Raw genomic sequence first — 25,447 nt, 5'->3', positions numbered from 1 at the left:
TGTCTACCTATGGCTTAAGCACCGTCCTTGGCGCGGCCGAGGTTCGGGGTTTAGTCGTCTACCGCAGCTCCCTCACCGGCGAACAACTTCTGTACCTCACCAGAGGTCATGCGTCCGGAGCGGTCGGAGATATTGGCCGAGTTACCCCCGCCCGATTTCTCAGTAGTATCTACACCGGCTTGTTTGGCTTTTTCTCGTAATGCGCCCACTGTGCAGTTTTCTCTTCCAAGAATGGCTATAGGATCATAGTTGAAGTGCTTGATGGCATTGAGGTGGGTGACCTTGTCAATTTCTTCATCACTCAGGCCCACATTGTCCAACTGCCGGAACGTGTTTTCGGGCGTCATGGGCCAGGTGCTGTCGGAGTGGGGATAGTCACATTCGAATAGAATGTTTTCGATACCAACCAGGTCGCGATTGCGCAGGCCGCTCTCATCCTCAATAAAGCAGGTAAGGAAGTGCTCCTGGAATACTTCCCGGGGGCGCTTGTCGCCAAAGTTTGACTTCGTCCATGCTCCGTGGTGATCCAGAGTGAACTCGGCGCGCTCGAGGAAGTAGGGTACCCAGCCCACACCGCCCTCGGTCAGGGAGATTTTCAGGTTGTCATATTTCAACAGGAACTCACCGTAGAGCCAGTCCGCCGCGCTGTTGGCAATGGACATGGGGAAGGCGGCAATCCAGGCGTCGATAGGGGTTTCAGGCGATGAGTGGGGCGGCTGTGCCCCGGTGCCAATATGGCAGTTGATCACCACGTCATTCTCGGCGCAGACCTCCCACAGCTTGTCCCAGTGGGCGTTGTGAATGCTGGGGAAACCGTGGAAGGTTGGGTTGTCCGGGAAGCTGATCGCCTTGCAGCCCTTGGCGACCACGCGCTTGACCTCATTGACCATCAGTTCACTGTCCCAGATGGGCAGCAGGGCCAGGGGAATGATGCGACCTGGGTGGGCGCCGGCCCACTCGTCAATGTGCCAGTCGTTATAGGCTTCGATGACGCGTTTCGCGCCCTTCTTGTCTTTTGCCTGGTGGAACAGGTTGCCGGCAAAGGTCGGGAAGGTTGGGAAGCAGATAGAGGAGAGAATGCCATTGGCGTCCATGTCACCAATGCGTTCATCTATCGAGTAGACTCCCTTGCGCATATCTTCATAGCGCAGTGGCTCCATGCCGTACTCTTCCTTGGGGCGGCCTACCACCGCGTTGAGTCCCATATTGCCGATCTTGTGGCCCTCGTAAAGCCAGAAATTCTTGCCATCTTCCTCCACGAGGCGGGGTGCAATGGTTTCCAGTTCTTTCTGGGTCATGTGCTGGTCGAACATTTCCGGGGGTTCGACAACGTGGTCATCCACACTGATCAGTATCATGTCTTCGAGGTTCATGGTGTGCTCCTATGTTTCTGTGGCAATAGGTCTTATTGGATGAGTTAACTGACCAATACTTTACACAAGTGTATAGATAAAATAAACAAAAATCGATGCGTTAGGCGAGACCTCCGGCCTGGATAGAGAGTGCCACTAGCCAGGTGGCATATGCGTGGTTGCCCAGTCTGCAAAACGGGTCAATCTGCTCTCTATCAAGCCATTTGCCAGGGCAATTTTATGCGTACCATGGGGGCCGAAATAGTGGTTTTCTTCCCAGAACGCCATCATATGGCGAAATTCCCTGGCGCTGGGGAAAAAGCCGTCATATTCCTCAGCACAAACCCGCTCATAGTCGAGTTTGTGCCCCTGGGCGTTCAGGATGTCGACCAGGTCTTGCCAACATACATAATCGCTGGCGAGTGCCAGATACTGACCGTTGCCGGCTTTTTCGGGTTGAGTTAGCGCCGCAGCCACAATCTTACCCAACTCATTGATATCGCCACAGGGGAAGCGGCACTTGTCTTTATCGGCTGGATAACGCCACAACTCGCGTCCGTCGGGAGTCTTTCTCGGCGCATGGAGGGTAAGAAAGTTCTGGAAATAGAAGGGGGCTTCTACAAACGTATGATGGCGGAATCCAGCCGTTTTCACCTCTGTATCAACGCGAGCTTTACTGGTGAAATGAGGAACCGTGTATTTGCCCGCTGATAGAGCTTGGTAGTCCGGCAGGGTTGACCAGATAAAGTGTTGGATGTCCGCTTCCTTTGCCGCACGGACAAGGTTCCTGCCTTGCTCGAACTCGCCCATTCGGGTGGCGCGATCCCAGAAATTGGTTACTGCAAACAAGCCGTAGGACCCCTGCAGTGCCTCGAGCAGGGTGGCAGGGGTATTCAGGTCGGCTTCTGCAACTTCACAGCCCAGCTCCGCCAGGCGCAGTGCGGCCTTGCTGCTGGAATTTCTGGTTACCGCACGTACCTGCCAGTCTTGCTGGTCAAGCAGTGCCCTGACAACGCCGCCCCCCTGAGCTCCGGTTGATCCAAGTACTGTGACAATCTGTTTTCCCATGAGTGTCATGCTGGTTCGTCCTGATAGCTTGAAGGGTTGTCGTTAATCTTCAACCCGCGATCGGGCAATTTGCATGGCGCTCATATCCCCCTCACTGGCGGCCACGCCCATATGGACTTTATGGAACAACCAGTCACCGTCCGGCTGGCGCGTCAACCAACCCTCCCAGGTCATTTGCATATTGCAGTGGATACTGGCCGGCGCGGACAACTGTTCGGTCTGGGTGTTGTCCTGTGGATTAATATAGTGGCAGGCGTACATTCTGGTCTCGATATGTGCCTGATCCCCGTCAATGGTAATCAGTTGATTGGTATTCAGGTGGGCGGTTGCTTCAAACCCTGGCAGGAACTTCCCGGGCGCCATTTCGATGTACTCCTGGGGAGACAAGGTGCAATCGATATCGAGCATTTCTGCGTGCAGGTGGAAGGGATCCGTCAGTACGGAGGCAACCAGGTCCCAGTTGCGAGTATCCAGTCCTTTGGCGTATCGATAAAGTTGGTCTGAAATCAATGCCCTGTCGCTGAGGGTTTGAAGGCTAAGTTGTTGCATGATCGGTCCTCCAGCTGGTGTTAAATCGACTCTATTGGCGAAGCGTCGCCCGCCCCGCATAATTTTTGTGGTGACTCATGGGATAACAGCTTCCCGAAGGATAAGTTGGAGTTCTTTCTGCAACTTGTTAAGAGTTATGAGCTCTGCCTCTGCCGTCAGTGGCACAGCTTCACCTACAACGTCTATTAACGCGTTTATAAGCTCCTCCAGATAGGGCAGAGGAACCATCAGCGTTTGAATATGGTGTGGCACAGTTTCCCTGAGCACTATCTGCACCTCCATGGGCCGTACAAACCACGTCATCAGGCAATACAGGGCCTGCTCGACCATGCTGTGTTCCAGCTCGCCACTATCGTCGTGTCGCGCCAATTCAGCCTTGGCGCCGGGGAGTCGGTCGTGATATTTCTCCAGGACCGGCGGGTGCAGGTCTCCAATCTTATCTGCGGCAAACGCCAGGCAACGATCAATGAGTTCGGCATCTGTTGATTTTTCCATGGTGTTTTCCTTGCCAGGTGCCGCTATTTACAACTGTCATGCGCGATTTTTCTGGTCGTTAAGACTGGAGAGGCCTGAGGAGATAGCCTCCCCGTCATCCGCTCCAGTTAAAACTATACATACATGTAAAGACAAAATATACTGGTGCGTAGCTAAATATTCTCTAGTCAGCGAATAATTAATAGCGAATAACAACGCTTCACTCGCATTGTTTTTCGCAGGAGACAAATATGTACCAGGATATGCAGGATAAGGTAGCCATTGTTACCGGAGCGGGATCGGGGATCGGTCGCGAAACTGCCCGGTTATTTGCCAGGGAAGGTGCCAAGGTTGTGGTCGCCGATTGGTCCGAAGACGGCGGCAATGAGACGGTTGCGATGATTGAGGAAACCGGTGGGCAGGCCTCATTTTTTAAGGTGGATGTCACTGACGAATCTATGGTTAAGGCGATGGTCGAATTTGCGGTCAGCCATTACGGTAGGCTTGATTATGCCCACAACAATGCGGGGATAGACCAGATTGGACGAGACCCCATACATAAAGTGGAAGAGAGTGTTTGGGACAAAGTATTGGATATCAACCTGAAGGGCGTTTACTTCTGCATGAAGCATGAGCTCGCCCACATGGTGGCACAGGGGAGTGGGGCGATCGTCAATACATCCTCGGGTGCGGGTCTCAATGGTGTGCCAGGTATGACAGCCTACTGTGCGGCAAAGCACGGTGTGGTAGGCCTGACCAAGTCCGCAGCCCTGGATCATGCTCGGGAGGGCGTTCGTATCAATGCTGTCTGCCCTGGTTTGGTTGATTCGCGTCTTCTGGAGGAGACCTTTGCGCAGGCTCCCGAACTGAGGGAGGTCTACACCGGGCTCCAGCCGATGGGGCGTATGGGTTTACCTCACGAAATAGGTGATGCGGTGCTCTGGCTCTGTTCTGATTCAGCCACCTTGATGAATGGTTCGATAGTGGCGGTTGATGGCGGATTCTCGGCGCAGTAGCTGGATGCAGCACCGCTTGGAGGGTGCTTCAGCTAGCCCTGCGTAATATCTCCCTCGCTCTGGCCGCAACCGGAGCGTCGACCATCGAACCCTGGAACTCTACCGCGCCCTTACCTTCGCTAAGGCCCTGCTCATAGGCGTCAATCAGCGCCTGTGCGCGCTCGATTTCTGCTTCACTCGGTGCGAATTTCTCATTGAGTATGGCAACCTGGCTTGGATGGATGCACAGGGCGCCCACAAAACCGAGTTGCCTGGCAAAGTGTATGGTATTCCTGAACCGTTCGATGTCGCTGAAATCAGCAATCGATGCGGGGAAACCAAAGGGTGATATGCCCGCGCGCCGGCAGGCAAAAACAATGGCCTGGTTGGGCGCCAGTAGGCCCTCTGGCGTTGGCTCCATACCAGCGGAGGCGGAGAAATCCTCCGAGCCCAGGCTCATTCCCAGTAAGCGCTTTGAACTTCCGGCAATGTCATCCAGGTTGGCCAGTCCGTGGACGCATTCGATCTGCGCAATCAGTCGGGTGTGCCCCTGGGTGATGCTGCGTTTCGCTTCCAACTTGTCGATGTGTTCACTCAGTTCCTGGAGCTGGGATCCGGATACCACCTTGGGAACCACAATGGCCTGCACGCCAGGGTGGACGCAGGCCTCCAGATCCGCAGTGGCTTGACTCAATCCCTGGTTGATACGTACCAGTGCTGCCGCGCCGTCTTGGGCCACAATATCAGCGGCGCTGACAACCGCCTCCCGGGCTTCATTTTTTAGCGCCTCTGGCACGCTGTCTTCCAGGTCCAGCACGTAGGCGTCTGCGCCTCTTTGGCTGGCCTTGCCGACAAAGTCGTCCCGGTGTGCAGGTATAAAGAGCATAGAGCGCCACAGGGGAAAATCGGATTTCATGCTACACCTCGTGCGCTATCGTTGCCTCTGCTTTCATGCAGAGGTAGCCTTCATGGTCTTCCGACCACAGCTGCAATTGATTACCACTGCGCCTGCCGCAGAGGGTGAAGGGATGGCTGTCGAATGTCGGTCTTACCGCGCGAAACTTGAACCCGTCAATTCTGGCGCCCGGGAAGTTTTCATAGACCAGGTCGAGCAGCAGGGTGGCCAGCAGAGGCCCATGCACCACCAGTGCTGGGTATAGTTCTGTATTTACCGCGTATTCCCGGTCGTAGTGAATACGATGCGAGTTGAAGGTGAGTGCCGAGTAGCGAAACAGCAGAACCGGGTCGGGTGTCACTTCCCGTGAGAACTGTGGTCCTTCTGTCGCCATCTCCCCGGGTGGTAACTCGGTTCTTTCCCGGGGCGCCTCCCGGTAAACCAGGTTCTGTTCTTCGGTAATGCAGAGATTGTCTCGCTGGCTCAATTCGTGTCTCAGGTTGACGAACACCAGCGGTCCCGAGCGTCCATTCTTGGCCTCCACCGAGGTGATCGTTGAAACTTTCTCGGTGGCCAGACCCAGCACCATTGGTTGCGCAATGTCTAGCGTTCCGGCTGCCCACATCCGGCGCGGGAGGGGCACCGGCGGCAGGAATCCGCCCTTGCGGGGATGGCCATCCTCGCCGGTGCTGTCACGGCGGGTAGGATCGAGAAAGTACAACCAGTGCCAGGGGAGGGGCAGTTCGTCACCGGGGCCGGGAGCCTCTGTGTGATTGATGGCGCCAGCCAGCGCCTGTGCGTCAAAGACTGGCAGGTCACTGTGAAGCGTTTTCGTCCGGCCAATCCAGGATTTCAGTGTGTTCAGTGTTGCGTCGTCCATGGTGTTAGCTCTTGATAAAATCCGCTGGCCGTTTCTTCTGCAGGGCGGTCAGGCCTTCCGCGAATTCTTCGCTGAGAAAGCAATTGGTCTGGTGGCTCTCCTCGGCCTGCAGTGCAGACTCCATAGCCAGGGGTGATTGTCTCATCGTCTCCTTGAACTGGCGCAGGGCCAGCCTGGGCAGTAGCGAAAATTCGCGCGCTTTGTCGACGGCGCACGCCATAACCTTGTCGTCTTCGACGATTTGCTCCACCAGGTTGAGATTCAACAATTGCTCACCCTTGAGGGAGGCCCGGTCCAGTACCAGGCGTCTGGCTGTGCCCCAGCCTGCCTTGCGCACCAGGGACTGGGTCGAGCCCCAGTCCGGTACCAGGCCCAGGTTGAGGAAGGGAAAGTTCATGCGGGCGGTTTCGCCGGCGATGATGTAGTCCGCAACCAGGGCCAGTCCGGCGCCTGCGCCGATGGCAAATTTTTCCATGGCCACGACAACGGGAATGTCGGCATTCCAGAGCAGCTGAACCAGGTTGTGGCCACTTTGCATGCGTGCACGGGCCTGCTCTTCGCTCATGCCGCGCATGCTGGCGAGATCCCCGCCGGCACAAAAAACACCGCTGGTACCACAGAGCAACAGCGCGCGAACCGACTCATCAGCCAGCGCCGCCTCAATGGCCTCGATCAGGGCAAGGCGGGTGGTCTCGTCAATGGCATTTTTGGCCTCTGGCCGATTGATGGCGACCTGGGCGACATGTGGGGTGGGGCGGGTGACGATTACAGCGGTTGTTGTATCTGTTGTCATATCAGCCCCTGGCGGCCTCCCCGGTGGTCAGGCTTTCTCCCAGTTGTGCACGCCGACGCAGCCAGTGGCTGGGGCGGTAGCGGGGGTCTCCTGTGACTCTCTGCATGCCTTCCAGTATTTGCATCACCCTGTGTGGGCCAAGACTGTCCCCCAGGGCCAGGGGGCCTGCCGGATAGCCCAGGCCGATACGAACAGCGTCATCGATATCTTCTACCGAGGCAATACCTCGCTGCGCGATGTTGGTACCGATGTTCACAATGGTTGCCAGCATACGCTGAACGACAAACCCTGGGCTGTCACTGATGATGGTATAGGGGGCGTTGTCTGCGCCCAGTATCGCTGCTGCATCATCCCGGGACTGCGCACGGGTAATGGGGCTTAACATCAGGGTGCGACGCATTTCCAACGAGGGGAGGGGGTCTACCGCGACACAGCGGCTGGCATCCAGGTCCAGGTCGGCGCAGGCCTGTGAGACATCAATACCCCAGGGTTGGACAAGAAGCAGGCTGGCATCGTCGGGTGATTGCGCCAGCCGCGCGCCGGCCTTCTGGCTAAGCGCTGACAGTTCGGCGTGGTCCTCGGCCTCGGGATCAATCCAAACACTGCAATTATCCGATAGCGTGGGGCAGGTCTCTCCGGCGCCTGCAGGCTCAAGTTTTTTGCCATCGGGGTACTGATACCACCCCTCACCGGTTTTGCGCCCAAACAGGCCGGCGGCAACTCTCGGCGGAATGATGGAGGACGGGCGGAAGCGCGGTTCCTGCTGAAACTGGTCGTAGATCGACTGCATGACTTTGGAAGATACATCCAGCCCGGTCAGGTCCAGCAGTTCGAAGGGGCCCATGCGAAAGCCAGCGGCTTCGCGCATCAGCAGGTCGACCTGGTCGTGGCTGGCGGCCCGCTCTTCAAGGATGCGCAATCCCTCAGTGTACAAGCCGCGCCCGGCGTGGTTAATGAGAAACCCGGGCTGGTCCTGGGCCAGCACTGCGCGGTGTCCGGTAGTGTCTATACAGGCCTTAAGCCGATCCACGGTAACGGCTGCGGTTCTCACGGAGGAAATAATCTCAACCACCCGCATCACCGGTACCGGGTTGAAAAAATGCAGGCCGGCTACTCGCTCAGGATGTTTGCAGCGTGCCGCGATATCCGCAATCAGCAGGGATGAAGTATTGCTGGCAATGACGGCGGAGGGAGAAACCACTGTTTCCAGTTCGGCAAACAGGCCCCGCTTGACCTCGAGGTCTTCGAGCACCGCTTCCACCACGATATCGCAGTCTGCAATATCGCCCAGTTGGGTGCAGGGAACGAGGTTGGCAAGGGCCTGGTCTGCTTCCTCACGACTGACCCTGCCCTTGTCCACCTTGCTGTCAAACATGTCTGTAACAAAGGCGTGAGCAGCCGCGACAGCAGCCTCGGAGGTATCGTAAAACTTTACCCGGTGCCCCGACTGGGCGAACAGTTGCACAATGCCCCGGCCCATGGCTCCCGCGCCGATGACTGCGATCGTTTGATTTGATTCAGTTGTCATTGTTTATGTCCGGCTCAATTTCCGGTGAATTCTGGTTTGCGCTTTTCCAGGAATGCGGTCATGCCTTCGGTCTGGTCGGCGGTGTCAAACAATTGCAGGAACTCGTCCTGCTCGAGTTGCAGAGCCTCTGACAGGGGCAGGTCACCGCCCTGCTTGAGGGTGCGCTTGATCGCAAGCATGGCCCTGGGCGGCATCCGGGTTACCTTGCGTGCCAGTTCCAGTGCCCTGGTCAGGGCTTGTCCCTCTTCAGTCAATTCGCTCACCAGCCCCAACTGGTACGCGCGCTCACCCGTGAGCGCCTCGCCGCACATGAGCATCAGGCTGGCGACGGGCTTGCCCACCGATCGCAGCAATCGCTGGGTTCCGCCGGCACCCGGCATGATGCCGACCTTGGCCTCTGGCTGGCCAATACGGGCACTTGTATCGGCAACGACAATATCGCACATCTGCATTAATTCGGAGCCGGCACCCAGGCAGTAACCGTTGACGGCGGCGATCACTGGCTTCTCGCAAGAGGCAACGGCGTGCCAGTAGCCTGCGAGGTTGAGTTCCGCCACTTCCTGCGAGCCCTTGTCAACCAGTAGCTTCAGGTCGGCACCGGCTGCGAATACCTCATCGCCGCCGGTCACGACGATGACCAGGATATCCGGTTCTGCCGCAAGTTCACCGAATGCGGCAGCAATGGCCTGCCGCATTTCCAGGTTCAGGGCATTGAGTCGTTCGGCCCTGTCCATTGTCACGATACCGATGCCCTGGTCCCGTTCCACTTGAACCGGGGGGGCGCTGCTGTTGTTTTCTGTCTGCATACCTACCTGTCTGGAGATCCAGTTACATTCTCTCGATAATCATGCTGGGAGCCAGGCCCCCGGCGGCACACAGGGTGACCAGGCCGCGCTTCAGCTCGCGCCGCTCCAGTTCATCCAGCAGCGTACCCAGCAGAATAGCGCCCGTGGCGCCAATCGGGTGGCCGAGGGCGATGGCCCCGCCGTTCACGTTGAGCTTGTCGTGATCTACACCCATTAGCTTCATAAAGCGTAGCGGAACCACCGCGAAAGCTTCATTCACTTCGAACAGGTCTATATCATCGACCGTTAATCCCGCACTGGCGAGTGCTTTGCGCGCCGATGGTACAGGTTCGTTCAGGTTGTACTCCGGGCTTCCCGCCACGGAGGCGCTGGATACAATCCTGGCCCGCGGCTTGAGACCGTTCGCCCGCGCATATTCGGGTGAAGCGAGCACAACTGCAGCGGCGCCGTCGACGATTCCCGAGGAGTTTCCTGCGTGATGAACGTGGTCAATCTCCAGGTCGGGCCAGGTCATGCGTGCGACCTCACCGAAAGTGTGGTTGTCATCCATGGGGTAGTCCAGGAAGTCGGCAAATACCGGCTTCAATTCTGCCAGTGCCTCAGCAGTGGTCCCAGGTCTGGGGTACTCGTCACGGGCCAGGGCGAGTGAACCATCATCATTCTTGATGGGGACTATGCTCTTCTCGAAATAGCCGCTGTCGATGGCCTGTAAAGCCCGCTGTTGGCTTCGGGCGGCAAAGGCGTCCACATCGCTGCGGCTGAAACCCTCCTCGGTGGCGATCACATCTGCGGAGATACCCACGCTGGTGATCGGGTGCTTTTCTCGCAATTGCAGGTTGTGCTGATCGGTGGCCAGGTTGGGTTTCTCGGGTAGAGACATCATCTCAACCCCGCCGGTTATAACCAGGTCATGCATTCCGGTGCTGATGCAATTGGCGCCGAACAGGGTCGCCATCAGGCTGGAGCCACAAAAGTGGTCTACGGTTGTGCCGCTGCTGTGCAGCCAGCCTGCGTCCAGCGCCGCCATGCGCGCAATATCACCTCTCTGGGTGCCTGCGGGATTGCCGCAACCCACGATCACATGCTCAATAGCGTCTGTTCGCAGCTGGTTGCGTTCAGCGATGGCGGCCAGTACCTGGGAGAGCAGGCGCTGGGGGTGTATGTGCGCCAGGCTCCCCTTGTCGGGGCGTCCCAGTCCGCGAGGGCTGCGGGCGGCATCGATAATCCATACTTCTTGCATAGTGTGTCCACATGGGTAGGGCGGGTGGATTGCGCAAGAGGCGACTGTTTGTCTTTCCCGCTTGCAGTGTCTTGTTGAAACTTTACAGTGGTGATAAGCTAAATGCAATCTTATGAGTAGGCACCAAAAATGATGGTCCAGGGTATCCAGTCGTGAATTTTGATTTCTCAGAGGAGCAGAAAGCACTGCAGAGTGAAGTGCAGCGCTTTCTTGCAGATCGCAGTGACCTGTCAGTGGCCAGGGCGGTGCTCGACGATGCCAGTATGTCTCATGCCGAAGCCGTCTGGCGTGAAATGCTGGAGTTGGGGTGGGCAGGAATAGCGATTCCGGAGCAGTACGGGGGTGTTGGCCTCGGTTACCTGGAGCTTTGTGTAATGGCCCAGGAGTTAGGGCGTTCACTGGCGCCGGTTCCGTTCTCGTCGACGGTCTACCAGTTTTGTGAGGCTGTTTTGCGCGGTGGCAGTGAAGAGCAGCGAGGCGCTGTGTTGGCCGCGGTCGCTGCGGGAGAAACCATAGGCACCCTGGCCTTCGCCGAGGGTGTGGGGTTCCCGGCCCCCGGTCGCATCAAGCTGCGTTGCGAGCAGGGCAGGCTGCACGGTGAAAAGTGGCCGGTGGCGGATGCGATGATTGCCGATGCCGCGGTGGTATTGGCAATCAATGAGAGTAATGAACCCTGCCTGTGCCTGGTCGACCTCGCACAGGATGGCGTGCAGCGGCGAGCGCTGGATTCTATCGACCCAACCCGAAACCAGGGCGCCCTTGTTTTTGAGGGTGCCGAGGCTCAGCTCCTGGGCAAAGCCGGCGACAGTGCATGGGCGGTGTTCAGGGCGGTACTCGATGCAGCGGCGGTCCTGTTTGCATTTGAGCAGGTAGGTGGTGCAGAGGCTTGCCTGCAAAGCGCCATCGACTTTGCCAATGAGCGAAATGCCTTCGGCAGGCCCATTGCCTCTTTCCAGGCAATAAAACACAAGCTGGCTGATGTTTATGTCGGTAATCAGCTGGCGCTCAGCAATGCCTACTACGGTGCCTGGGCCCTGGCCTCTGGCGCCGATGAGTTGCCCCTCGCAGCAGCCGTCGCCCGGGTAAGCGCCACTGAAGCCTATGAAAACGCCGCGGCAGAAAACGTGCAGGTGCACGGAGGTATGGGCTTTACCTGGGAGGCAGATTGCCATCTCTTTTTGCGCCGTTCCCGTTCCCTCGCAGTGCTGATAGGTGACCCCGGGATGTGGAAGAAACAGATTACCGCTGAATTTGAGCGCAAAGTGGCCTGACACCGTATCGCGGTGCAGGCGTAGTGCTGGAGAGATTATGGATTTTGAAGATACCCCGGAAGAAGCTGAATTTCGGGCAGAAGTTAAAGCCTGGTTGGCTGAGCAGGCGGCGGAGTACGACCTGTCGAATCACGGTGAGCTGAGCGTCGACCAGCAACTGGCGCTGGGCAGGGCTTTCCAGGCCCGCAAAGCGGACAGGGGCTATGCAAAAGTCACCTGGCCCAGGGAGCTGGGTGGCATGGGCGGTACTCCCATGCAGGCGGTGATTTACGATCAGGAGGAAGAAAAGTACGATTTTCCCACCGTCTTTTTTGGCATCAGCGTGGGAATGCCTATTCCTGTAATGCGCCGCTTTGCAACAGAAGAGCAGCAGCAGCGCTACCTGGTACCCGCGCTGCGGGGTGAGGAAATCTGGTGCCAGCTGTTTTCCGAGCCGGCGGCCGGCTCTGACCTTGGCGGCATTCGCCTTCGCGCGCTTCGCGACGGCGACGACTGGGTACTCAATGGCCAGAAAATCTGGACATCCTGGGCGCACATCTCCGATTACGGGGTCATTATTACGCGGACTGACCCCTCTGTGCCCAAGCACCGGGGCATGACTTATTTCTTTGTCGATATGAAGGCACCGGGAGTCGAAGTCAGGCCCATCCAGCAGGCAGCCGGCGGCGGTGAATTCTGCGAGGTGTTCTTCACCGATGTTCGGGTTCCCGATTCCGCCCGCCTTGGCGAAATCAATGGTGGCTGGCAGGTGGCCATCGCAACTTTGATGGAGGAGCGATTCGCGGTGACCGAAGCCTCCGGGGGCGGTGCTTCCCTTGAAGACACGGTGCGGTTTTTGCGGCGGGAGTTCGATGATGGCGAATCCGGCCTGGACGACCCTATAGTGCGCGACAAGATTGCCCAGTGGTATGTTGCCGAGTCGGGCATCAATAACTTCCATGCGCGCCAACTGACCGGATTGTCCCAGGGACAGTTGCCCGGCCCCGAGGCGGCATTGAGCAAGTTGGTGATCGCACGAAAGTTACAGGCGCAGTCAGCCTACATCATGGATACCTGTGGTCCGGCAGGCGCGATCTATCCGGATCACCCGATATCGCGGGCAAGTGATTACCGTATGGCCTGGCTGGAAGCGGCGGGTTATCGCATCGCCGGCGGTACCGATGAAATTCTGCGCAATACCATCGCCGAGAGAGTCCTGGGGTTGCCCGGTGATGTTCGGGTGGACAAAAACATACCGTTCGAGCAGTTGGGCTAAGCCTTTATCGATGGGAACAGCATCTTCAATGATCAATTTTAGTAACAGCGAAGGCTTCGGGAGTTTCTTTGATGGATTCCCTGGCCTGATTCAACAAGCGACCGAGAGCCTGGCGAAATCCTGCAGCAAAGATGGGGCGCTTGATCCACAGAGCCTGGATCAACAGCAGGTCGCCAGTTACGAATTGGCGCTGGCTTACGCCGAGTATCGGGCAGCGAAAGTGGCGTGGGAAAGTTACAACAGTCCTGCCACCCAGATGCAGCAGGCGCTTTGCGGGATATACATAGCCACTGCTGTACAGTCCATTAAGGCGCGACTGGAGCCATTGTCGCCGGTGTTTGGTATCGAGCAGTCGGACTTTGACCGGTTTTTCTGCGGGGGTGAATTGCGCTCGGCGATGCAGGCCTGTCTTGCGCCGGCTCACCTGGCGGAGGTAGGTCGGGAAGTGATTCAGCTCCAGGGGGAGGTTGGCCAGGTCGACATCGACGATGACAAGGGGATGATGCAAACGGCTTTTCGCAAGCTCGCTGCCGATATTATCGAGCCCCGTGCCGAAAGCATTCATCGCCAGGACCTGACTGTACCGGAAGAGATTCTCCAGCCGTTGCGAGAGATGGGCGTATTTGGTATCTCGGTTCCCCAGCAATACGGCGGTACTGCGCCCGATGCCGATGCGGACAATCTCTCAATGATCGTCGTCACCGAGGCCTTGTCTGAGGCCTCCCTGGCGGCCGCGGGCAGCCTGATTACACGTCCGGAGATCCTTGCCAGGGCGCTGCTCAGTGGCGGCACCCAGGAGCAGAAATCCCGCTGGCTACCCCAGGTGGCGTCCGGAGAAAAACTCTGCGGCATTGCCATAACCGAACCCGATTATGGCTCTGATGTGGCGGGGCTTTCTCTCAAGGCCTCACCGGTCCCGGGGGGCTGGCTGCTCAATGGTGCCAAGAGCTGGTGCACTTTTGCCGGCAAGGCACAGTTACTCTTTGTGATTGCGCGAACCGATACCGACAGGTCACTGGGGCACAGGGGGCTGAGCGCCTTTCTGGTGGAGAAGCCGGGCACCGATGAACATGAATTCTGTTTTGAACAGGAGTCAGGCGGCCGTTTGACTGGCAGCTCCATCCCCACGATTGGTTACCGGGGTATGCATTCCTATGACCTCGTGTTTGAGGACTACTTTGTACCAGAGGCGAATCTTATTGGCGGCGCTGAGGGCCAGGGAAGGGGGTTCTATCTCGCCATGGCCGGCCTTACGGGGGGGCGGATTCAGACGGCAGCGAGAGCGTCAGGTGTGATGCGTGCTGCGCTGAAAGCCGCTGTCCGCTACTCGCAGGACCGCAAGGTGTTTGGCGCACACCTGGGTGACTACCAGCTCACCCAGGCAAAGCTGGCCAGAATGGCCGCCCAGGTCGCTGTCAGCCGTTGCTTTGCCTACAGTGTTGGCGCACTGCTGGACAGCGGTGAGGGACAGATGGAGGCGAGCCTGGTGAAGTTGTTTGCCTGCCGATCTGCGGAGTGGATTACACGCGAGGCGCTGCAGATACACGGCGGCATGGGGTATGCCGAGGAGACCGCGGTAAGCCGTTACTTTGTCGACGCCCGGGTACTGTCCATTTTCGAGGGCGCCGAAGAGACGCTGGCCCTGAAGGTAATCGCCCGGCAGCTGTTACAAGATGCGCTGGACAACGGGGAGCGCCACTCCTGATGGGTATTCTGGCGGGCCTGCGCGTGGTTGAGGTTTCCGCCTTTGTGGCGGCGCCCTCTGCCGGGCTGGCACTGGCCCAGATGGGGGCCGAGGTGATTCGCATCGATGACATTCGGGGCGGGCTGGACTACCGGCGCTGGCCTGTCACCGAGGACAATACCAGCCTCTTCTGGCAGGGCCTGAACAAGAATAAGCGCTCCGTGGCCATTGATATTCGCAAGCCCGAGGGCAGGGAGCTCGCCCGATCGATTATCTGCGCCAGTGGGGAAGATGCCGGCATCCTGCTGACCAATTTTCCACCCAGGGGTTGGCTGGACTATGAAAGCTTGCGAGAGGCCCGCGAGGATTTGATCCAGCTGACCGTTATGGGCAATCGCCATGGTGGGTCCGCTGTCGACTACACCGTCAATCCCGCCATCGGTGTTCCGATGTTTACCGGGCCAGAAGAGCATAAGGGCCTTGTAAACAGTGTGATACCGGCCTGGGACTGTATTACCGGGCAAATGGCTGTCTCGGGTCTGTTGGCCGCAGAACGGCATCGCAGGCGCACCGGTGAGGGGCAGCACATCAAGTTGGCACTGGAAGATGTTGCCATGGCCACCATGGGTACACTCGGCTTTATCGCCGAGGCGGAACTGGGTGTTGATCGTGAGAGATCCGGCAACTACCTGTACGGCGCATTCGGGAGAGACTTTATCTCAGCCGATGGCTTTCAATTCATGGTCGTTGGCCTCACGCCCAAGCAGTGGCGCGGACTTTGTTCGGCCACGGGACTGGGCGTGGAGATGGAGCATCTTGCACAGCTCAGGAGGCTGGATTTCAGTCGCGAGGGGGATCGATACGAGGCGCGCAGGGAAATCGCAGCGCTGATTGAGTCCTGGGCGGCAACCAGGAACATCGGCGAAATTGAAGCGGCCTTTGCGGCAGAAAATGTTTGTTGGAATCGGTACCAGAGTGTCAAGGAAATGGTGCTGAATGATCCGGCATGTTCTGAGGAGAACCCCCTGTTTGTTCGACGGGAACAAGCGGGGATAGGAGAAATGCTGATGCCGGGTAGCCCGCTTGAATTTACCGGGCTGGATCGGGAGAGCTCTGCCGGAGCGCCCGGCCTTGGTGAGCACACCGACCAGATTCTAGCCGAGTTGTTGAATATGTCCCCCGGCGAGATCGGGCGGCTGCACGACCAGAAGCTGGTAGGCAGTGGCTGATCTCACCTAACCAGACGTTCAAATTAAACATACCAGAGGGTTTTACGATGTCATTCAAGGACAAGGTAGCGATTATCACCGGCGGTGGCCAGGGAATAGGGGAAACCTACGCCAGGCGCTTTGCCGCACAGGGCGCGTCAGTGGTCATTGCTGAACTTAATGAAGAGGCCGGACAACGGGTTGCCGACGAAATCTGCCGGGCGGGGAACGCGGCGGTTTTTGTGAAAACCGATGTGTCTAGCGAGAGCGACGCAGCAGCAGCTGCCGGTGTGGCACAGGAACAGTTTGGCGGTATTGATATTCTGGTGAACAACGCTGCGATTTTTCATGGCATGCGTTATGAAACCCTGCTGGATGTGGATCTCGACTACTACTACCAGATTATGAAAGTGAACATGCACAGCCCGCTGGTAATGACACGCGCGGTAGCCCAATCAATGTCCGAGAGGGGCGGTGGGAGCGTGATCAATCAATCTTCCACGGCAGCCTGGAAGGCACAGGGAGGCTACTACGGTGTCGCCAAGCTGGGCGTGCAGGGGCTGACAATGTGCCTGGCCAGTGAACTCGGTGAGCGCAATATCCGGGTCAATGCTATCGCCCCCGGCCCCACTGATACTGAGGCCACCCGGCAGGTGCCAGCGGAGATACTCGACCAGGTGGTGAATGGATTGGCACTGAAAAGACTGGGCGATACCGCTGATATCGTCAATATGGCCATGTTCCTGGCGTCCGACGAGGCGGCCTGGATTACCGGTCAAACCTTCAGGGTTGATGGTGGCGACACCATGCTGCCCGCCTGAGGCGCGGGGATAGAATGATGAAAATCAGGCAGACATATATCTGTGAGCCCGTGCGCACGCCGGTAGGCAAGTTCGGTGGCGCCTACAAGCAGTTGGACGCGCAATTCCTTGGCGCTGCGGTAGTGAAGGGCCTGCTCGAGAGAATGGGGCTTCCCGCCGATAGGGTGGACGATGTGCTCTTCGCCCAGTGTTACTCCAGTATGGATGCGCCTGCGCTGGGCCGCGTGGTGGCGCTGGACGCAGGCCTGCCGGAAACGGTGGGCGGGCTGCAACTCGATCGGCGCTGCGGCTCCGGTTTACAGGCGCTGATTTATGCCTATCTCCAGGTAGCAACAGGTGGCTCTGATGTGGTGATAGCCGGGGGCGCTGAATCAATGAGTAACGCGCCTTTCTTTACCCATCGCGCTCGCTGGGGTATTCGGGGGCCGGCGCTTGAATTACAGGATTCCCTGGCGCGTGGGCGCGTCACAGCGGGAGGTGTCAACTATCCGGTCCCGGGTGGCATGCTGGAAACGGCGGAAAACCTGCGTAGAGAGTATGGAATATCCCGTGAAGAGCAGGACATGTTCTCGGTGGAATCCCAGCGCCGAGCCATTGCCGCTCAACAGCAGGGCTTGTTTGACGACGAAATCGTTCCCGTCACTGTCCCGGGTCGCAAGGGCGATACCGTCGTGACCAAAGACGAGCCCCCCCGGGAAACCTCACTGGAGGCGCTGGCTGGCCTGAAAGCGATCAGGGCAGGTGTCGACCCACAATCCACAGTAACCGCGGGCAACGCCAGTACCCAGAACGACGGGGCGTCTGCCTGTCTCGTGGCGAGTGAGGAAGCAGTCGCACGGTATGGTCTCAAGCCCTTTGGTCGGCTGGTGTCCTGGGCTGTTGCGGGGGTCGAGCCCGCGCGTATGGGTATTGGGCCGGTACCGGCTGTGCAGAAGGTATTGCAGAACGCGGAGTTGAAATTATCAGATATTGACCTGATTGAGCTCAACGAGGCCTTTGCGGCGCAGGTGTTGGCCTGTACCCGGGGGATGGGCTTTGAACAGTCTGATTTCGACAGAATGAACGTCAACGGCTCCGGTATTTCATTGGGACATCCGGTAGGGGCGACGGGCGGCCGCATCCTCGCTACCTTGCTGCGCGAAATGGAGCGCCGGGGGAGCCGTTACGGTATCGAAACCATGTGCATTGGCGGGGGTCAGGGGCTGGCTGCTGTATTTGAGCGGGTTTAGTCCAGTTCCGGTGGCGGTGGCCATTCCGCTTTGGCGGGCGGCGTGAAAATACCCTCGAACACAAAGTTTTTGTAGGTCTTGCGAAAGCGTTTTGCCTGCTTCGCCCGCTCCTTTACCGAGTTAGCTTCGTTGAGCACCAGGAACAGCCCCGCCAGCGATGCGCTCGCGGTAATGATGGCGGTCATGTCCGGGTCCATGTCCTCCCGCAGATGCCCGTGCTTTGCGTGCCAGCGGAAGAGTTTGCGGTAGTGGGCAATAAGTGAATCCTTGCGGGCGCCGTCCCTGAGCATTTGCTGAATGCGAATCTTGAGCAGACTCAGGTCTTCCGCGCTGAGATCCGAGGCATCCTCGAAGGACTCGCGCTTGGCAAATGAACGGTCCAGTGTGTAGATGAGTCCCTTGTCGAGCTTCTCCTCGACAGCGGCAATCAGTTCTTCCTTTTTCTTGAAATGGTAGTAGGCACCGGGGCGCGTGACACCGGCCCTGCGCGCTACCTCGGATACGGAGACGGCCTGCTCCCCAACCTCTGCCATGAGCAGCATTGCAGTCTTCATCAGCAGCTCGCGGGTTTCGAGAGACTTGGCCTTTCTGCCATCCTGAATCGCAGTGTCTTTTGCGGTTTCAGGTTTTGCCGTGTCGCCCCCGGCAGGCGAATACCTGGGCAGTTTTGGCCAGTGTTGGAGCTTTTCCGGCAACAGGGCGCCATCGAAAACCAGTTGGTAATTGGTTTTACCAAAAAGCCTGGCTTGCTTGTGGCGGCGGCTTTTCTGCTTGAACTCGGAGACGGCCAGGAATGATGAAATCAGGGTGGTGCTGGTAATTATGGCGGCGATATCAGGTTCGATGCCAGGTTTCACCAGGCCTTCACGCGCTGCCCTGGTAAGGCCTCGCCGCCGAGAGCTTATGATCACGTCATCTGCGCCCTGTTCTAGCATACGTTGGATGCGCAGATAGATGGTGTCCTGGTCTTCTGCGGCGAACTCGGCGGCCTGTGAGTAAAGGTATTTGTCTTCCTTGCTGCCGGCGAGCGTCCTGACCAGTTGGTGGTCAGTATCGTTGCGCACGGCCTCGAGCAGGGTATCGCGGGTTTTGAAGTGATAGTAAGCGCCGGGGCGCGTAATTCCTGCCGCTTCGGCTACAGCAACGACAGATACCGAGTTTATACCCTTCTCAACGATCAGTTTCGAAGCGGCTGCAATCAGCTTCTGGCGGGTCGCCCGGCTGCGGGCTGACCAGCCGTTCTCTGGCGCAGGCGTAGACTCGATTTTGGATGCCATTGTCGTATCCAGCTTGTTGTAGTCTGGAGGCCTGATCCGTCAGGCCTCTCTGCCAATCGAGCATAACAGAACCGCTATGAAGTCTGCAAAGCGTCGTCTCCGCGTTGAACCTGAATCGCCGGAGGCGACTTGCATTCTTGCAGTTAACTTTACACATGTGATAAGCTAAAGATCAAGTCGCCGTGCCGAATCCGTCTGGGTTGCCGCCGGCGTTGAGTGACTTACTGGCTTGAGTTAAGAGGAATAGGGCGCTAATGACCAATCCTGCCTGGAGAACGGAGCAGCGACACACCATACTCGAACTGTGGAAAGAAGCTGTGGCCGCGTCGCCTGATACGGTGTTCCTGCACTTTCTCGACGACGACGAGAAGTACACCTACGCCGAATTCGACGAGTTGTCCAACCGCCTGGCGCAGGGTCTGTTGAGCAGTGGAGTCGCCCCGAGGGATCGCATCGCCACGCTACTGGACAGCCACGCGGATTCAGTCGCCCTGTTGATTGCGGCCTCCAAGGTCAACGCTATATATGTGCCGGTCAACACTGCCAATAAAGGCGAGTTCCTGAGGAATCCCCTGGCCAATTCCGGGGCCAGAGTCCTGGTCAGTGAAGCCAAATACCTGGAGCGGGTAGAGGCGATCAGGGAGGGCTTGCCCGATCTGCAGACTATCTACGTGCGGGGAGAATCCGGGGCGATGGCAATGGCCTGCGAGTCATTTACAGACCTGTACTCAGAGAACAGTGCCGATACGGATATCCGCCTGGAGCCCGGAGACATTGCCGGTATCATTTACACCGGGGGCACAACCGGCCCCTCCAAGGGCTGTATTCTCAGCCAGAACTATATTGCCAACCAGGCCCTCAGGACCCGGGAAATGTGCGACCCCCGGCCCGGTGAGGTCAATTGGACCTGCCTGCCCCTGTTCCACCTGAATGCCATCGTCGTCACCCTCCTGTATTCGGTTGTAAGCGGGACCACCGCTGCGATTACTCCCCGGTTCTCGCTTTCCGGCTTCTGGGCGGATATAGAAAAGAGTGGTGCCGCGGTAGCGTCAGTGCTGGGCTCCATGATACCCCTGATCGCCAATATGCCCGACAGCGAGGAAATGCTGCGCTGCAAGGGGCAGCTGAGAATGGCCAGGGGAGCGCCATTTCCCGGAGAACTACAGGATGTCTGGCGGGACAGGTTCGGCGCTGAGATTGTGGGGGCCCATGTTTACGGTCTTACCGAATCGAGCTTCATCTCCATGCTCTCCTATGATGAAGCCGCAGACGCACCACCGGGGTCATCCGGCAAACTGAACCATCGCGACTTCGAGGTGATGATCGTCAGCGACGACTTCCAGGAAGTACCGACAGGGCAGACCGGAGAGATAGTGGTGAGGCCCAAGCGCCCCAATGTGATGTTTGAAGGCTACTGGGGCAGGTCGCAGGAGACCCTGGATGTCTTTGGTGGTATGTGGCTTCACACGGGGGATATCGGCAAGTTTGATGAGAATGAATTTTTCTATTTCGTCGACAGAAAGAAGGATTACCTGCGCCGCCGGGGGGAGAACATCTCCAGCTACGAGATGGAGACCACCTTCGCCTTGCATCCCGATGTCAACGAGGTAGCAGTACACGCGGTTCCATCCGCGCTCACCGAAGACGACATCAAGGTCACTGTGGTCAAGGAAGCGGGATCGCCTTTGACCGAATATGAGTTGGCAACGTGGGCGATAGACAATGTCCCGTATTACGCGGTACCGCGTTACATAGAGTTCAGGGCCCAGTTACCCAAAAACCCCGTGGGCAGAATCCTGAAGCACCAGCTGCGCGACGAGGGCTGCACCGGTTCCACCTGGGATCTCGAACAGTCAGATATAACCTACAAAAAGGGCTGACCGGCCGACGGCCCTCAGTTGGAATAGTCATGGATTATCAGAATATTTTCGTAGGCGGGCAATGGCGTGAACCCGCATCAGGGAAACGTATATCAGTAGAGTGCCCGGCCAATCGGGAAATCATTGGTTCCTGTCCTGAGGCGACCGAACAGGATGTCGACGCTGCAGTAAATGCCGCCATGGCGGCCCTCGCCGCACCGGAATGGTCCGCAACCTCAGGCGAGGATAGGGCGTCCTACATCGATGCGTTGTCTGCAGCTATCAAGTCGCGAACGGATGACCTGGCTGCCTGTGCCGCGCAGGAGATCGCCGCGCCCTACGGCTTCTGCAAAGGCCAGGTTGCCATGGCCAGAATGACGCTCAAGTTTTACGGACAACTTGCCAGAGATTATGAATTTGAAGAACGCAGGCAGGGTTACTTCGGCCAGGTGCTGGTGCGCAAGGAACCGGTCGGCGTGGTCGCGGCGATTGTGCCGTTCAATGGTCCGCTATTTGCCGCGATGCTCAAGATTGGTCCCGCACTTGCTTCCGGCTCAACCGTGGTGCTCAAGGTGCCGGTGGAAACCCCCTTGTTTTCCTATGTCCTCGCTGAGTGTATTCAGGAGGCGGGGTTGCCGGCCGGCGTCATCAATATCCTCGCGGCCGACCGCGATGCCAGCGAGCACCTGGTGGCGCACCCCGACGTGGCCATGGCAAGCATTACTGGCAGTGTTGTCGCCGGCCGGCGGGTCGCCGAGATCTGTGGCTCCCAGGTGAAGCGGGCGGCCCTGGAGCTGGGCGGAAAGTCTGCGGCGATTGTCTGCGCCGATGCGGATCTCGCCATTGTCGTGCCTGAACTTGCTAAAGCGTCTGTGATTAACAGCGGACAGGCCTGCGCAGCCCAGACTCGTATTCTCATCCCCAGGAGCCGTTACGAAGAGTATGTTTCGGCGCTTGCCGACGCTTATGGATCGATGAAAGTGGGAGACCCATCGGACCCTGAAACAGAGCTCGGACCGATGATTCACGAACGCCACTTTAATCGTGTGAAAGCGTGTATTAACGCCGGCGTAGAAGAGGGCGCCAGGCTGGTGACGGGTGGTGGAACACCTGAGCACCTTGAACCGGGTTACTTTGTCGAGCCGACACTGCTCGCCGATGTGACCAACGATATGCAGGTTGCGCGTGAAGAAATATTCGGACCGGTGGTTTGTGCGATCGCCTACGATGACATCGACGACGCTATTGGCATTGCCAATGACTCCGAGATGGGGCTCTCCGGCTCAGTTTGGACGGCGGATGTGGAAGCCGGTATTGAGATAGGTCGGAAAATACAAACCGGGAATTTCACCATCAACGGTTTCTCGATGGATATAGCGGCTCCCTTTGGTGGTTACAAGTCCTCTGGGCTTGGTCGAGAACTGGGTGAGGAAGGACTACAAGACTACCTCGAATTCAAGTCCATAAACCTGCCGGCAGGCTAAGTCCATGGATTTCAGTGATACTCCTGAAGAGGCGAATTTCCGGGCGGAAGTAAGGGCATGGCTAAAGGCCAACGGCGGCGCTCTTCAATCCACCGCGCCGGATGAGCTGTACACAGAGGCAGATATTGAGCGCTGTCGTCAGTGGCAGCGCACGAAGGCCGAAGCGGGTTATGCCCACCTGGTCTGGCCACAGGAATACGGTGGCATGGGCGGCACCTGGATGCAGGCGGCAATTTTCGACCAAGAGGAGAGGCGACTGCCGCGGCCTTTCAATTACTTCTCGGTTGGCATAGGGCAGTGCCTGCCACCGATCATGACCTATGGCTCAGAGGAGCAGAAACAGTTGATCCCGCGGACGCTCCGCGGAGAGTTGATCTGGTGTCAGTTGTTCTCGGAGCCCAATGCGGGAGTTGACCTGGCTGCGGTGAGAACCCGGGCAGTTCGAGAGGGCGATAGCTGGAAAATCAGTGGCCAGAAAGTATGGACCTCCGGCGCGCAAGTTGCCGATTTCGGGATACTGCTGGCCCGGACTGATCCTGAATTGCCGAAGCACAAAGGCCTGACCTTCTTTATCGTAGATATGCGCCTGCCGGGTGTGGAGGTCCAGCCGATCAAGCAGATTTCTGGCCACAGCGAATTCAATGAAGTCTTCCTGGATGGCGTGGAACTGCCAGAATCCTGCCGTCTCGGTGAGGTAAACCAGGGATGGCAGGTGGCCATGCATGCCCTGTCGGCTGAGCGTTTCAAACGCTTGAACACGCGGATGCCGTCGATGTTGTCGGTGCTCGAGTTGGCCCAGAGCTGCGATATCGAGGGTACAAGCGCTATAGATCGGGATGATGTCAGGCAGTATCTCGCGGGAGCAATGGCCAACAAATGCGCCCTGGAAAATTTTATGTCGCGCATGTTGACGGTGCTTTCCGAAGGGGGCGAGCTGGGCAGCGAGGCCTCGATATTGAAATTGATGTCCTGTCAGCTAAATCAGGACCTCAGCGCCTACACCATGGACCTGTTTGGCGAGCAGGGCGCAATCCTGGATGAACAGACGCATGTGCTGCAGGACGAGCTCTATGACGCCTATCTATGGACTCCCGGTCTGCGTATTGCCGGTGGAGCCGATGAAATATTAATGAACATTATCGCGGAACGAACCCTGGGCCTGCCTGGCGAGCCGCGCCTGGACAAGGGCAAGGCATTCAAGGACCTGTGATGACAATAGTCGGACGAAACAGAAGATGAGTGAGTTAACTTTTGGCCAGATCATGCGCCGCAACTGCGAGATCGATGCACAGGCCGGGGCCATGGAATTTCAGGGGCAGTGGTATGACTGGGCCTTTCTGGCCGAGACCATTGATGGTTTAGCGGGCATATTTCAGGCATTCCATGTTCCAGAGGGGGCTGAAATTGCTGTTGTGTGTCGCAATCGCCCCCACCAAGTTGCGGCATTCTGCGCAGTAATCTGCAGTGATCGCTGTGTGGCGCCGGTCAATCCGTTTGCTTCCGCCGAGAAAATTGTGGCTGATTTACGGGACCTGGACGCCGCGGTGCTCATCGCCAGCGCGACGGAATGGGAGTCTCCCGTGCTGCAGGCCTACGCCGAGAAGAACAAAATACTTGGGATCAGCCTGGATGAAACGCGCAGCACCGAACACCTCGCGACCTTGCCTTATTGCAAATCTGTCGACGAGGTCACATCGGCGCGCCTGAATCCCGGGGTGGCGGTACTGATACAAAGCAGCGGAACCACTGGCAAGCCCAAGCGGATTCCCATGTACGCGGCCAAACTCAGCGCTGCTTACAGTAACATTCCCGTTGGCATGACCAGCGACGGTGGCGCAAAGATCAAAGGCAAACCGGCGCTCATTACCCAGCCCCTAGTGCATATCGGCGGCCTTTTTTGGGTGGTCCATTCACTGCTGGAAGCGCGCCCTATCAGCCTGTTGGACAAGTTCAATGTGGAGCATTGGGCACAAGCGGTGGAGCAGTATCAGATCAGGGTATGCTCATTGGTGCCCGCCATGATCAATATGGTGCTGGAATCTGATTTGCCCGCCGACAAGATTTCGAGCCTGATCTGCGTTCGATCTGGCACCGCGCCACTTTCGGTGGAAGCACAACAGGCCTTCGAGCAACGATTTGGGGTTCCCATCCTGCCTACCTATGGCGCCACCGAGTTCTCTGGTGCCGTTTGCGGCTGGACTCTGGAAAGCAAGAATGAGTTCGGCGACCAAAAAGCTGGCAGTGTGGGTCGTGCCTACGAGGGCGTAGATCTTCGAATTGTCGACCAGGAGAGTGGGCAGGTACTAGCCGAAGGTGAGACAGGCATACTGCAAGTCAGGTCTGTTCAAATGGCAGAGGAACATGAGTGGGTGTCCACCACTGATCTCGCCAGCATAGATGCCGATGGCTTCGTCTGGCTCAGTGGTCGCGCCGATGCGGCCATTAATCGCGGGGGTTTTAAAATCATACCTACCGAGGTCGCTGCTATTCTGGAGAGGCATGCGCAGGTGAAAGAAGCCAGCGTTGTCGCAGTCAATGACGCGCGCCTGGGCCAGGTACCCGTGGCAGCAGTAGAACTTGTCGAGGGCACGAAGGGGGTTTCCGAGGAGTCCTTGAAGTCATGGTCGAAAGAGAATATGACCAGCTACTTCGTGCCAGTGCGCTTTGCGATAGTAGACGCCTTGCCGCGGACGCCCTCGATGAAAGTGAGTCAGGGGGACGTAAGGCGCCTGTTCGAAAATTGATAGAGGCTGGATTTCCAGCCAGGGTGAGAAGCACT

General features: G+C 57.8%; 22 protein-coding genes. 11 read left to right on the top strand and 11 right to left on the bottom strand.

Annotated features, from left to right (window positions below; all coding sequences use genetic code 11):
* Window positions 1-50: 50 nt before the first annotated feature.
* The 4 genes from F0M18_RS08215 to F0M18_RS08200 form a co-directional block, all read right to left on the bottom strand.
* A complete protein-coding gene (locus tag F0M18_RS08215; protein WP_149610920.1) occupies window positions 51-1,373 on the bottom strand; it encodes an amidohydrolase family protein in 1,323 nt (440 codons plus the stop codon).
* Between the two features lie 135 nt (window positions 1,374-1,508).
* Window positions 1,509-2,429 carry an NmrA/HSCARG family protein gene (locus F0M18_RS08210; RefSeq protein ID WP_149610919.1) on the bottom strand — a complete coding sequence of 307 codons (921 nt, stop codon included), beginning with the start codon at window positions 2,427-2,429 and terminating at the stop codon, window positions 1,509-1,511.
* A gap of 33 nt (window positions 2,430-2,462) precedes the next feature.
* Window positions 2,463-2,969 carry a nuclear transport factor 2 family protein gene (locus F0M18_RS08205; RefSeq protein WP_188109648.1) on the bottom strand — a complete coding sequence of 169 codons (507 nt, stop codon included), beginning with the start codon at window positions 2,967-2,969 and terminating at the stop codon, window positions 2,463-2,465.
* 75 nt (window positions 2,970-3,044) lie between these two features.
* Entirely contained in the window at window positions 3,045-3,464 is a 420-nt protein-coding gene (locus tag F0M18_RS08200; protein ID WP_149610917.1) for a hypothetical protein, read from the bottom strand.
* A 230-nt stretch (window positions 3,465-3,694) separates the two neighbouring features.
* Between F0M18_RS08200 and F0M18_RS08195 the strand changes: the two genes are divergently transcribed.
* A complete protein-coding gene (locus F0M18_RS08195) occupies window positions 3,695-4,459 on the top strand; it encodes a glucose 1-dehydrogenase (RefSeq protein ID WP_149610916.1) in 765 nt (254 codons plus the stop codon).
* A gap of 28 nt (window positions 4,460-4,487) precedes the next feature.
* Here F0M18_RS08195 and F0M18_RS08190 read toward each other — a convergent pair whose 3' ends face one another.
* From F0M18_RS08190 to F0M18_RS08165, 6 genes are read right to left on the bottom strand one after another with little or no spacing between them, the layout of a single operon-like run.
* Window positions 4,488-5,354: an HpcH/HpaI aldolase/citrate lyase family protein gene (locus F0M18_RS08190; protein ID WP_262500874.1), complete on the bottom strand. Its 867-nt coding sequence runs from the start codon at window positions 5,352-5,354 to the stop codon at window positions 4,488-4,490.
* A 1-nt stretch (window position 5,355) separates the two neighbouring features.
* Complete coding sequence (locus F0M18_RS08185) at window positions 5,356-6,213, bottom strand: acyl-CoA dehydrogenase (protein WP_149610915.1); 858 nt, start codon at window positions 6,211-6,213, stop codon at window positions 5,356-5,358.
* A gap of 4 nt (window positions 6,214-6,217) precedes the next feature.
* Window positions 6,218-7,006, bottom strand: a complete 789-nt coding sequence (locus F0M18_RS08180) for an enoyl-CoA hydratase/isomerase family protein (RefSeq protein WP_149610914.1) — start codon at window positions 7,004-7,006, stop codon at window positions 6,218-6,220.
* 1 nt (window position 7,007) lies between these two features.
* Entirely contained in the window at window positions 7,008-8,534 is a 1,527-nt protein-coding gene (locus tag F0M18_RS08175) for a 3-hydroxyacyl-CoA dehydrogenase (RefSeq protein ID WP_149610913.1), read from the bottom strand.
* A 14-nt stretch (window positions 8,535-8,548) separates the two neighbouring features.
* Window positions 8,549-9,340, bottom strand: coding sequence for an enoyl-CoA hydratase-related protein (locus F0M18_RS08170; protein ID WP_149610912.1), 792 nt, complete (start codon window positions 9,338-9,340; stop codon window positions 8,549-8,551).
* A gap of 22 nt (window positions 9,341-9,362) precedes the next feature.
* Window positions 9,363-10,580, bottom strand: a complete 1,218-nt coding sequence (locus F0M18_RS08165) for an acetyl-CoA C-acyltransferase (protein WP_149610911.1) — start codon at window positions 10,578-10,580, stop codon at window positions 9,363-9,365.
* Between the two features lie 152 nt (window positions 10,581-10,732).
* On the opposite strand from F0M18_RS08165, the gene F0M18_RS08160 reads away from it, so the two are divergent.
* From F0M18_RS08160 to F0M18_RS08135, 6 genes are read left to right on the top strand one after another with little or no spacing between them, the layout of a single operon-like run.
* Window positions 10,733-11,851, top strand: coding sequence for an acyl-CoA dehydrogenase family protein (locus F0M18_RS08160; protein ID WP_149610910.1), 1,119 nt, complete (start codon window positions 10,733-10,735; stop codon window positions 11,849-11,851).
* A gap of 37 nt (window positions 11,852-11,888) precedes the next feature.
* Window positions 11,889-13,106: an acyl-CoA dehydrogenase family protein gene (locus F0M18_RS08155; protein WP_149610909.1), complete on the top strand. Its 1,218-nt coding sequence runs from the start codon at window positions 11,889-11,891 to the stop codon at window positions 13,104-13,106.
* Window positions 13,107-13,134: 28 nt separating this feature from the next.
* Entirely contained in the window at window positions 13,135-14,811 is a 1,677-nt protein-coding gene (locus tag F0M18_RS08150) for an acyl-CoA dehydrogenase family protein (RefSeq protein ID WP_149610908.1), read from the top strand.
* Window positions 14,811-16,019 carry a CoA transferase gene (locus tag F0M18_RS08145; protein ID WP_223177929.1) on the top strand — a complete coding sequence of 403 codons (1,209 nt, stop codon included), beginning with the start codon at window positions 14,811-14,813 and terminating at the stop codon, window positions 16,017-16,019. The genes F0M18_RS08150 and F0M18_RS08145 overlap by 1 nt, the downstream gene beginning before the upstream one ends.
* 47 nt (window positions 16,020-16,066) lie before the next feature.
* Window positions 16,067-16,819 carry an SDR family oxidoreductase gene (locus F0M18_RS08140; protein ID WP_149610907.1) on the top strand — a complete coding sequence of 251 codons (753 nt, stop codon included), beginning with the start codon at window positions 16,067-16,069 and terminating at the stop codon, window positions 16,817-16,819.
* 17 nt (window positions 16,820-16,836) lie between these two features.
* Window positions 16,837-18,048: an acetyl-CoA C-acetyltransferase gene (locus F0M18_RS08135; protein ID WP_262500873.1), complete on the top strand. Its 1,212-nt coding sequence runs from the start codon at window positions 16,837-16,839 to the stop codon at window positions 18,046-18,048.
* On the opposite strand, the gene F0M18_RS08130 is transcribed toward F0M18_RS08135, so the two are convergent.
* A complete protein-coding gene (locus F0M18_RS08130) occupies window positions 18,045-19,325 on the bottom strand; it encodes a TetR/AcrR family transcriptional regulator (RefSeq protein ID WP_149610906.1) in 1,281 nt (426 codons plus the stop codon). The two genes, F0M18_RS08135 and F0M18_RS08130, sit on opposite strands and share 4 nt — an antisense overlap.
* A 254-nt stretch (window positions 19,326-19,579) precedes the next feature.
* Here F0M18_RS08130 and F0M18_RS08125 point away from each other — a divergent pair, with 254 nt between their 5' ends.
* Genes F0M18_RS08125 through F0M18_RS08110 form a run of 4 tightly spaced genes read left to right on the top strand, consistent with a single transcriptional unit; the run spans window position 19,580 to window position 25,412 of the window.
* The gene (locus tag F0M18_RS08125; RefSeq protein ID WP_149610905.1) at window positions 19,580-21,205 is read left to right on the top strand and encodes an AMP-binding protein; all 1,626 of its coding nucleotides are present in this window, start codon (window positions 19,580-19,582) and stop codon (window positions 21,203-21,205) included.
* 29 nt (window positions 21,206-21,234) lie between these two features.
* Window positions 21,235-22,668: an aldehyde dehydrogenase gene (locus F0M18_RS08120; protein ID WP_149610904.1), complete on the top strand. Its 1,434-nt coding sequence runs from the start codon at window positions 21,235-21,237 to the stop codon at window positions 22,666-22,668.
* Window positions 22,669-22,672: 4 nt separating this feature from the next.
* Entirely contained in the window at window positions 22,673-23,878 is a 1,206-nt protein-coding gene (locus F0M18_RS08115) for an acyl-CoA dehydrogenase family protein (protein WP_149610903.1), read from the top strand.
* Window positions 23,879-23,903: 25 nt separating this feature from the next.
* Complete coding sequence (locus F0M18_RS08110) at window positions 23,904-25,412, top strand: class I adenylate-forming enzyme family protein (protein ID WP_149610902.1); 1,509 nt, start codon at window positions 23,904-23,906, stop codon at window positions 25,410-25,412.
* Window positions 25,413-25,447: the final 35 nt, after the last annotated feature.

Origin of the sequence: Pseudohalioglobus sediminis (genome assembly GCF_008370495.1) — a bacterium.
Classification (GTDB): Bacteria; Pseudomonadota; Gammaproteobacteria; order Pseudomonadales; family Halieaceae; genus Halioglobus.
The sequence above is the reverse complement of the archived record's forward strand: the minus strand, read 5'-3'. Positions and strand labels throughout refer to the sequence as shown.

Bases quoted from the DNA above. Each gene is read 5' to 3' on its own strand.
- F0M18_RS08215 (WP_149610920.1), bottom strand. From the start codon at position 1,373: ATGAACCTCGAAGACATGATACTGATCAGTGTGGATGACCACGTTGTC.
- F0M18_RS08210 (WP_149610919.1), bottom strand. From the start codon at position 2,429: ATGACACTCATGGGAAAACAGATTGTCACAGTACTTGGATCAACCGGA.
- F0M18_RS08205 (WP_188109648.1), bottom strand. From the start codon at position 2,969: ATGCAACAACTTAGCCTTCAAACCCTCAGCGACAGGGCATTGATTTCA.
- F0M18_RS08200 (WP_149610917.1), bottom strand. From the start codon at position 3,464: ATGGAAAAATCAACAGATGCCGAACTCATTGATCGTTGCCTGGCGTTT.
- F0M18_RS08195 (WP_149610916.1), top strand. From the start codon at position 3,695: ATGTACCAGGATATGCAGGATAAGGTAGCCATTGTTACCGGAGCGGGA.
- F0M18_RS08190 (WP_262500874.1), bottom strand. From the start codon at position 5,354: ATGAAATCCGATTTTCCCCTGTGGCGCTCTATGCTCTTTATACCTGCA.
- F0M18_RS08185 (WP_149610915.1), bottom strand. From the start codon at position 6,213: ATGGACGACGCAACACTGAACACACTGAAATCCTGGATTGGCCGGACG.
- F0M18_RS08180 (WP_149610914.1), bottom strand. From the start codon at position 7,006: ATGACAACAGATACAACAACCGCTGTAATCGTCACCCGCCCCACCCCA.
- F0M18_RS08175 (WP_149610913.1), bottom strand. From the start codon at position 8,534: ATGACAACTGAATCAAATCAAACGATCGCAGTCATCGGCGCGGGAGCC.
- F0M18_RS08170 (WP_149610912.1), bottom strand. From the start codon at position 9,340: ATGCAGACAGAAAACAACAGCAGCGCCCCCCCGGTTCAAGTGGAACGG.
- F0M18_RS08165 (WP_149610911.1), bottom strand. From the start codon at position 10,580: ATGCAAGAAGTATGGATTATCGATGCCGCCCGCAGCCCTCGCGGACTG.
- F0M18_RS08155 (WP_149610909.1), top strand. From the start codon at position 11,889: ATGGATTTTGAAGATACCCCGGAAGAAGCTGAATTTCGGGCAGAAGTT.
- F0M18_RS08150 (WP_149610908.1), top strand. From the start codon at position 13,135: ATGATCAATTTTAGTAACAGCGAAGGCTTCGGGAGTTTCTTTGATGGA.
- F0M18_RS08145 (WP_223177929.1), top strand. From the start codon at position 14,811: ATGGGTATTCTGGCGGGCCTGCGCGTGGTTGAGGTTTCCGCCTTTGTG.
- F0M18_RS08140 (WP_149610907.1), top strand. From the start codon at position 16,067: ATGTCATTCAAGGACAAGGTAGCGATTATCACCGGCGGTGGCCAGGGA.
- F0M18_RS08135 (WP_262500873.1), top strand. From the start codon at position 16,837: ATGAAAATCAGGCAGACATATATCTGTGAGCCCGTGCGCACGCCGGTA.
- F0M18_RS08130 (WP_149610906.1), bottom strand. From the start codon at position 19,325: ATGGCATCCAAAATCGAGTCTACGCCTGCGCCAGAGAACGGCTGGTCA.
- F0M18_RS08125 (WP_149610905.1), top strand. From the start codon at position 19,580: ATGACCAATCCTGCCTGGAGAACGGAGCAGCGACACACCATACTCGAA.
- F0M18_RS08120 (WP_149610904.1), top strand. From the start codon at position 21,235: ATGGATTATCAGAATATTTTCGTAGGCGGGCAATGGCGTGAACCCGCA.
- F0M18_RS08115 (WP_149610903.1), top strand. From the start codon at position 22,673: ATGGATTTCAGTGATACTCCTGAAGAGGCGAATTTCCGGGCGGAAGTA.
- F0M18_RS08110 (WP_149610902.1), top strand. From the start codon at position 23,904: ATGAGTGAGTTAACTTTTGGCCAGATCATGCGCCGCAACTGCGAGATC.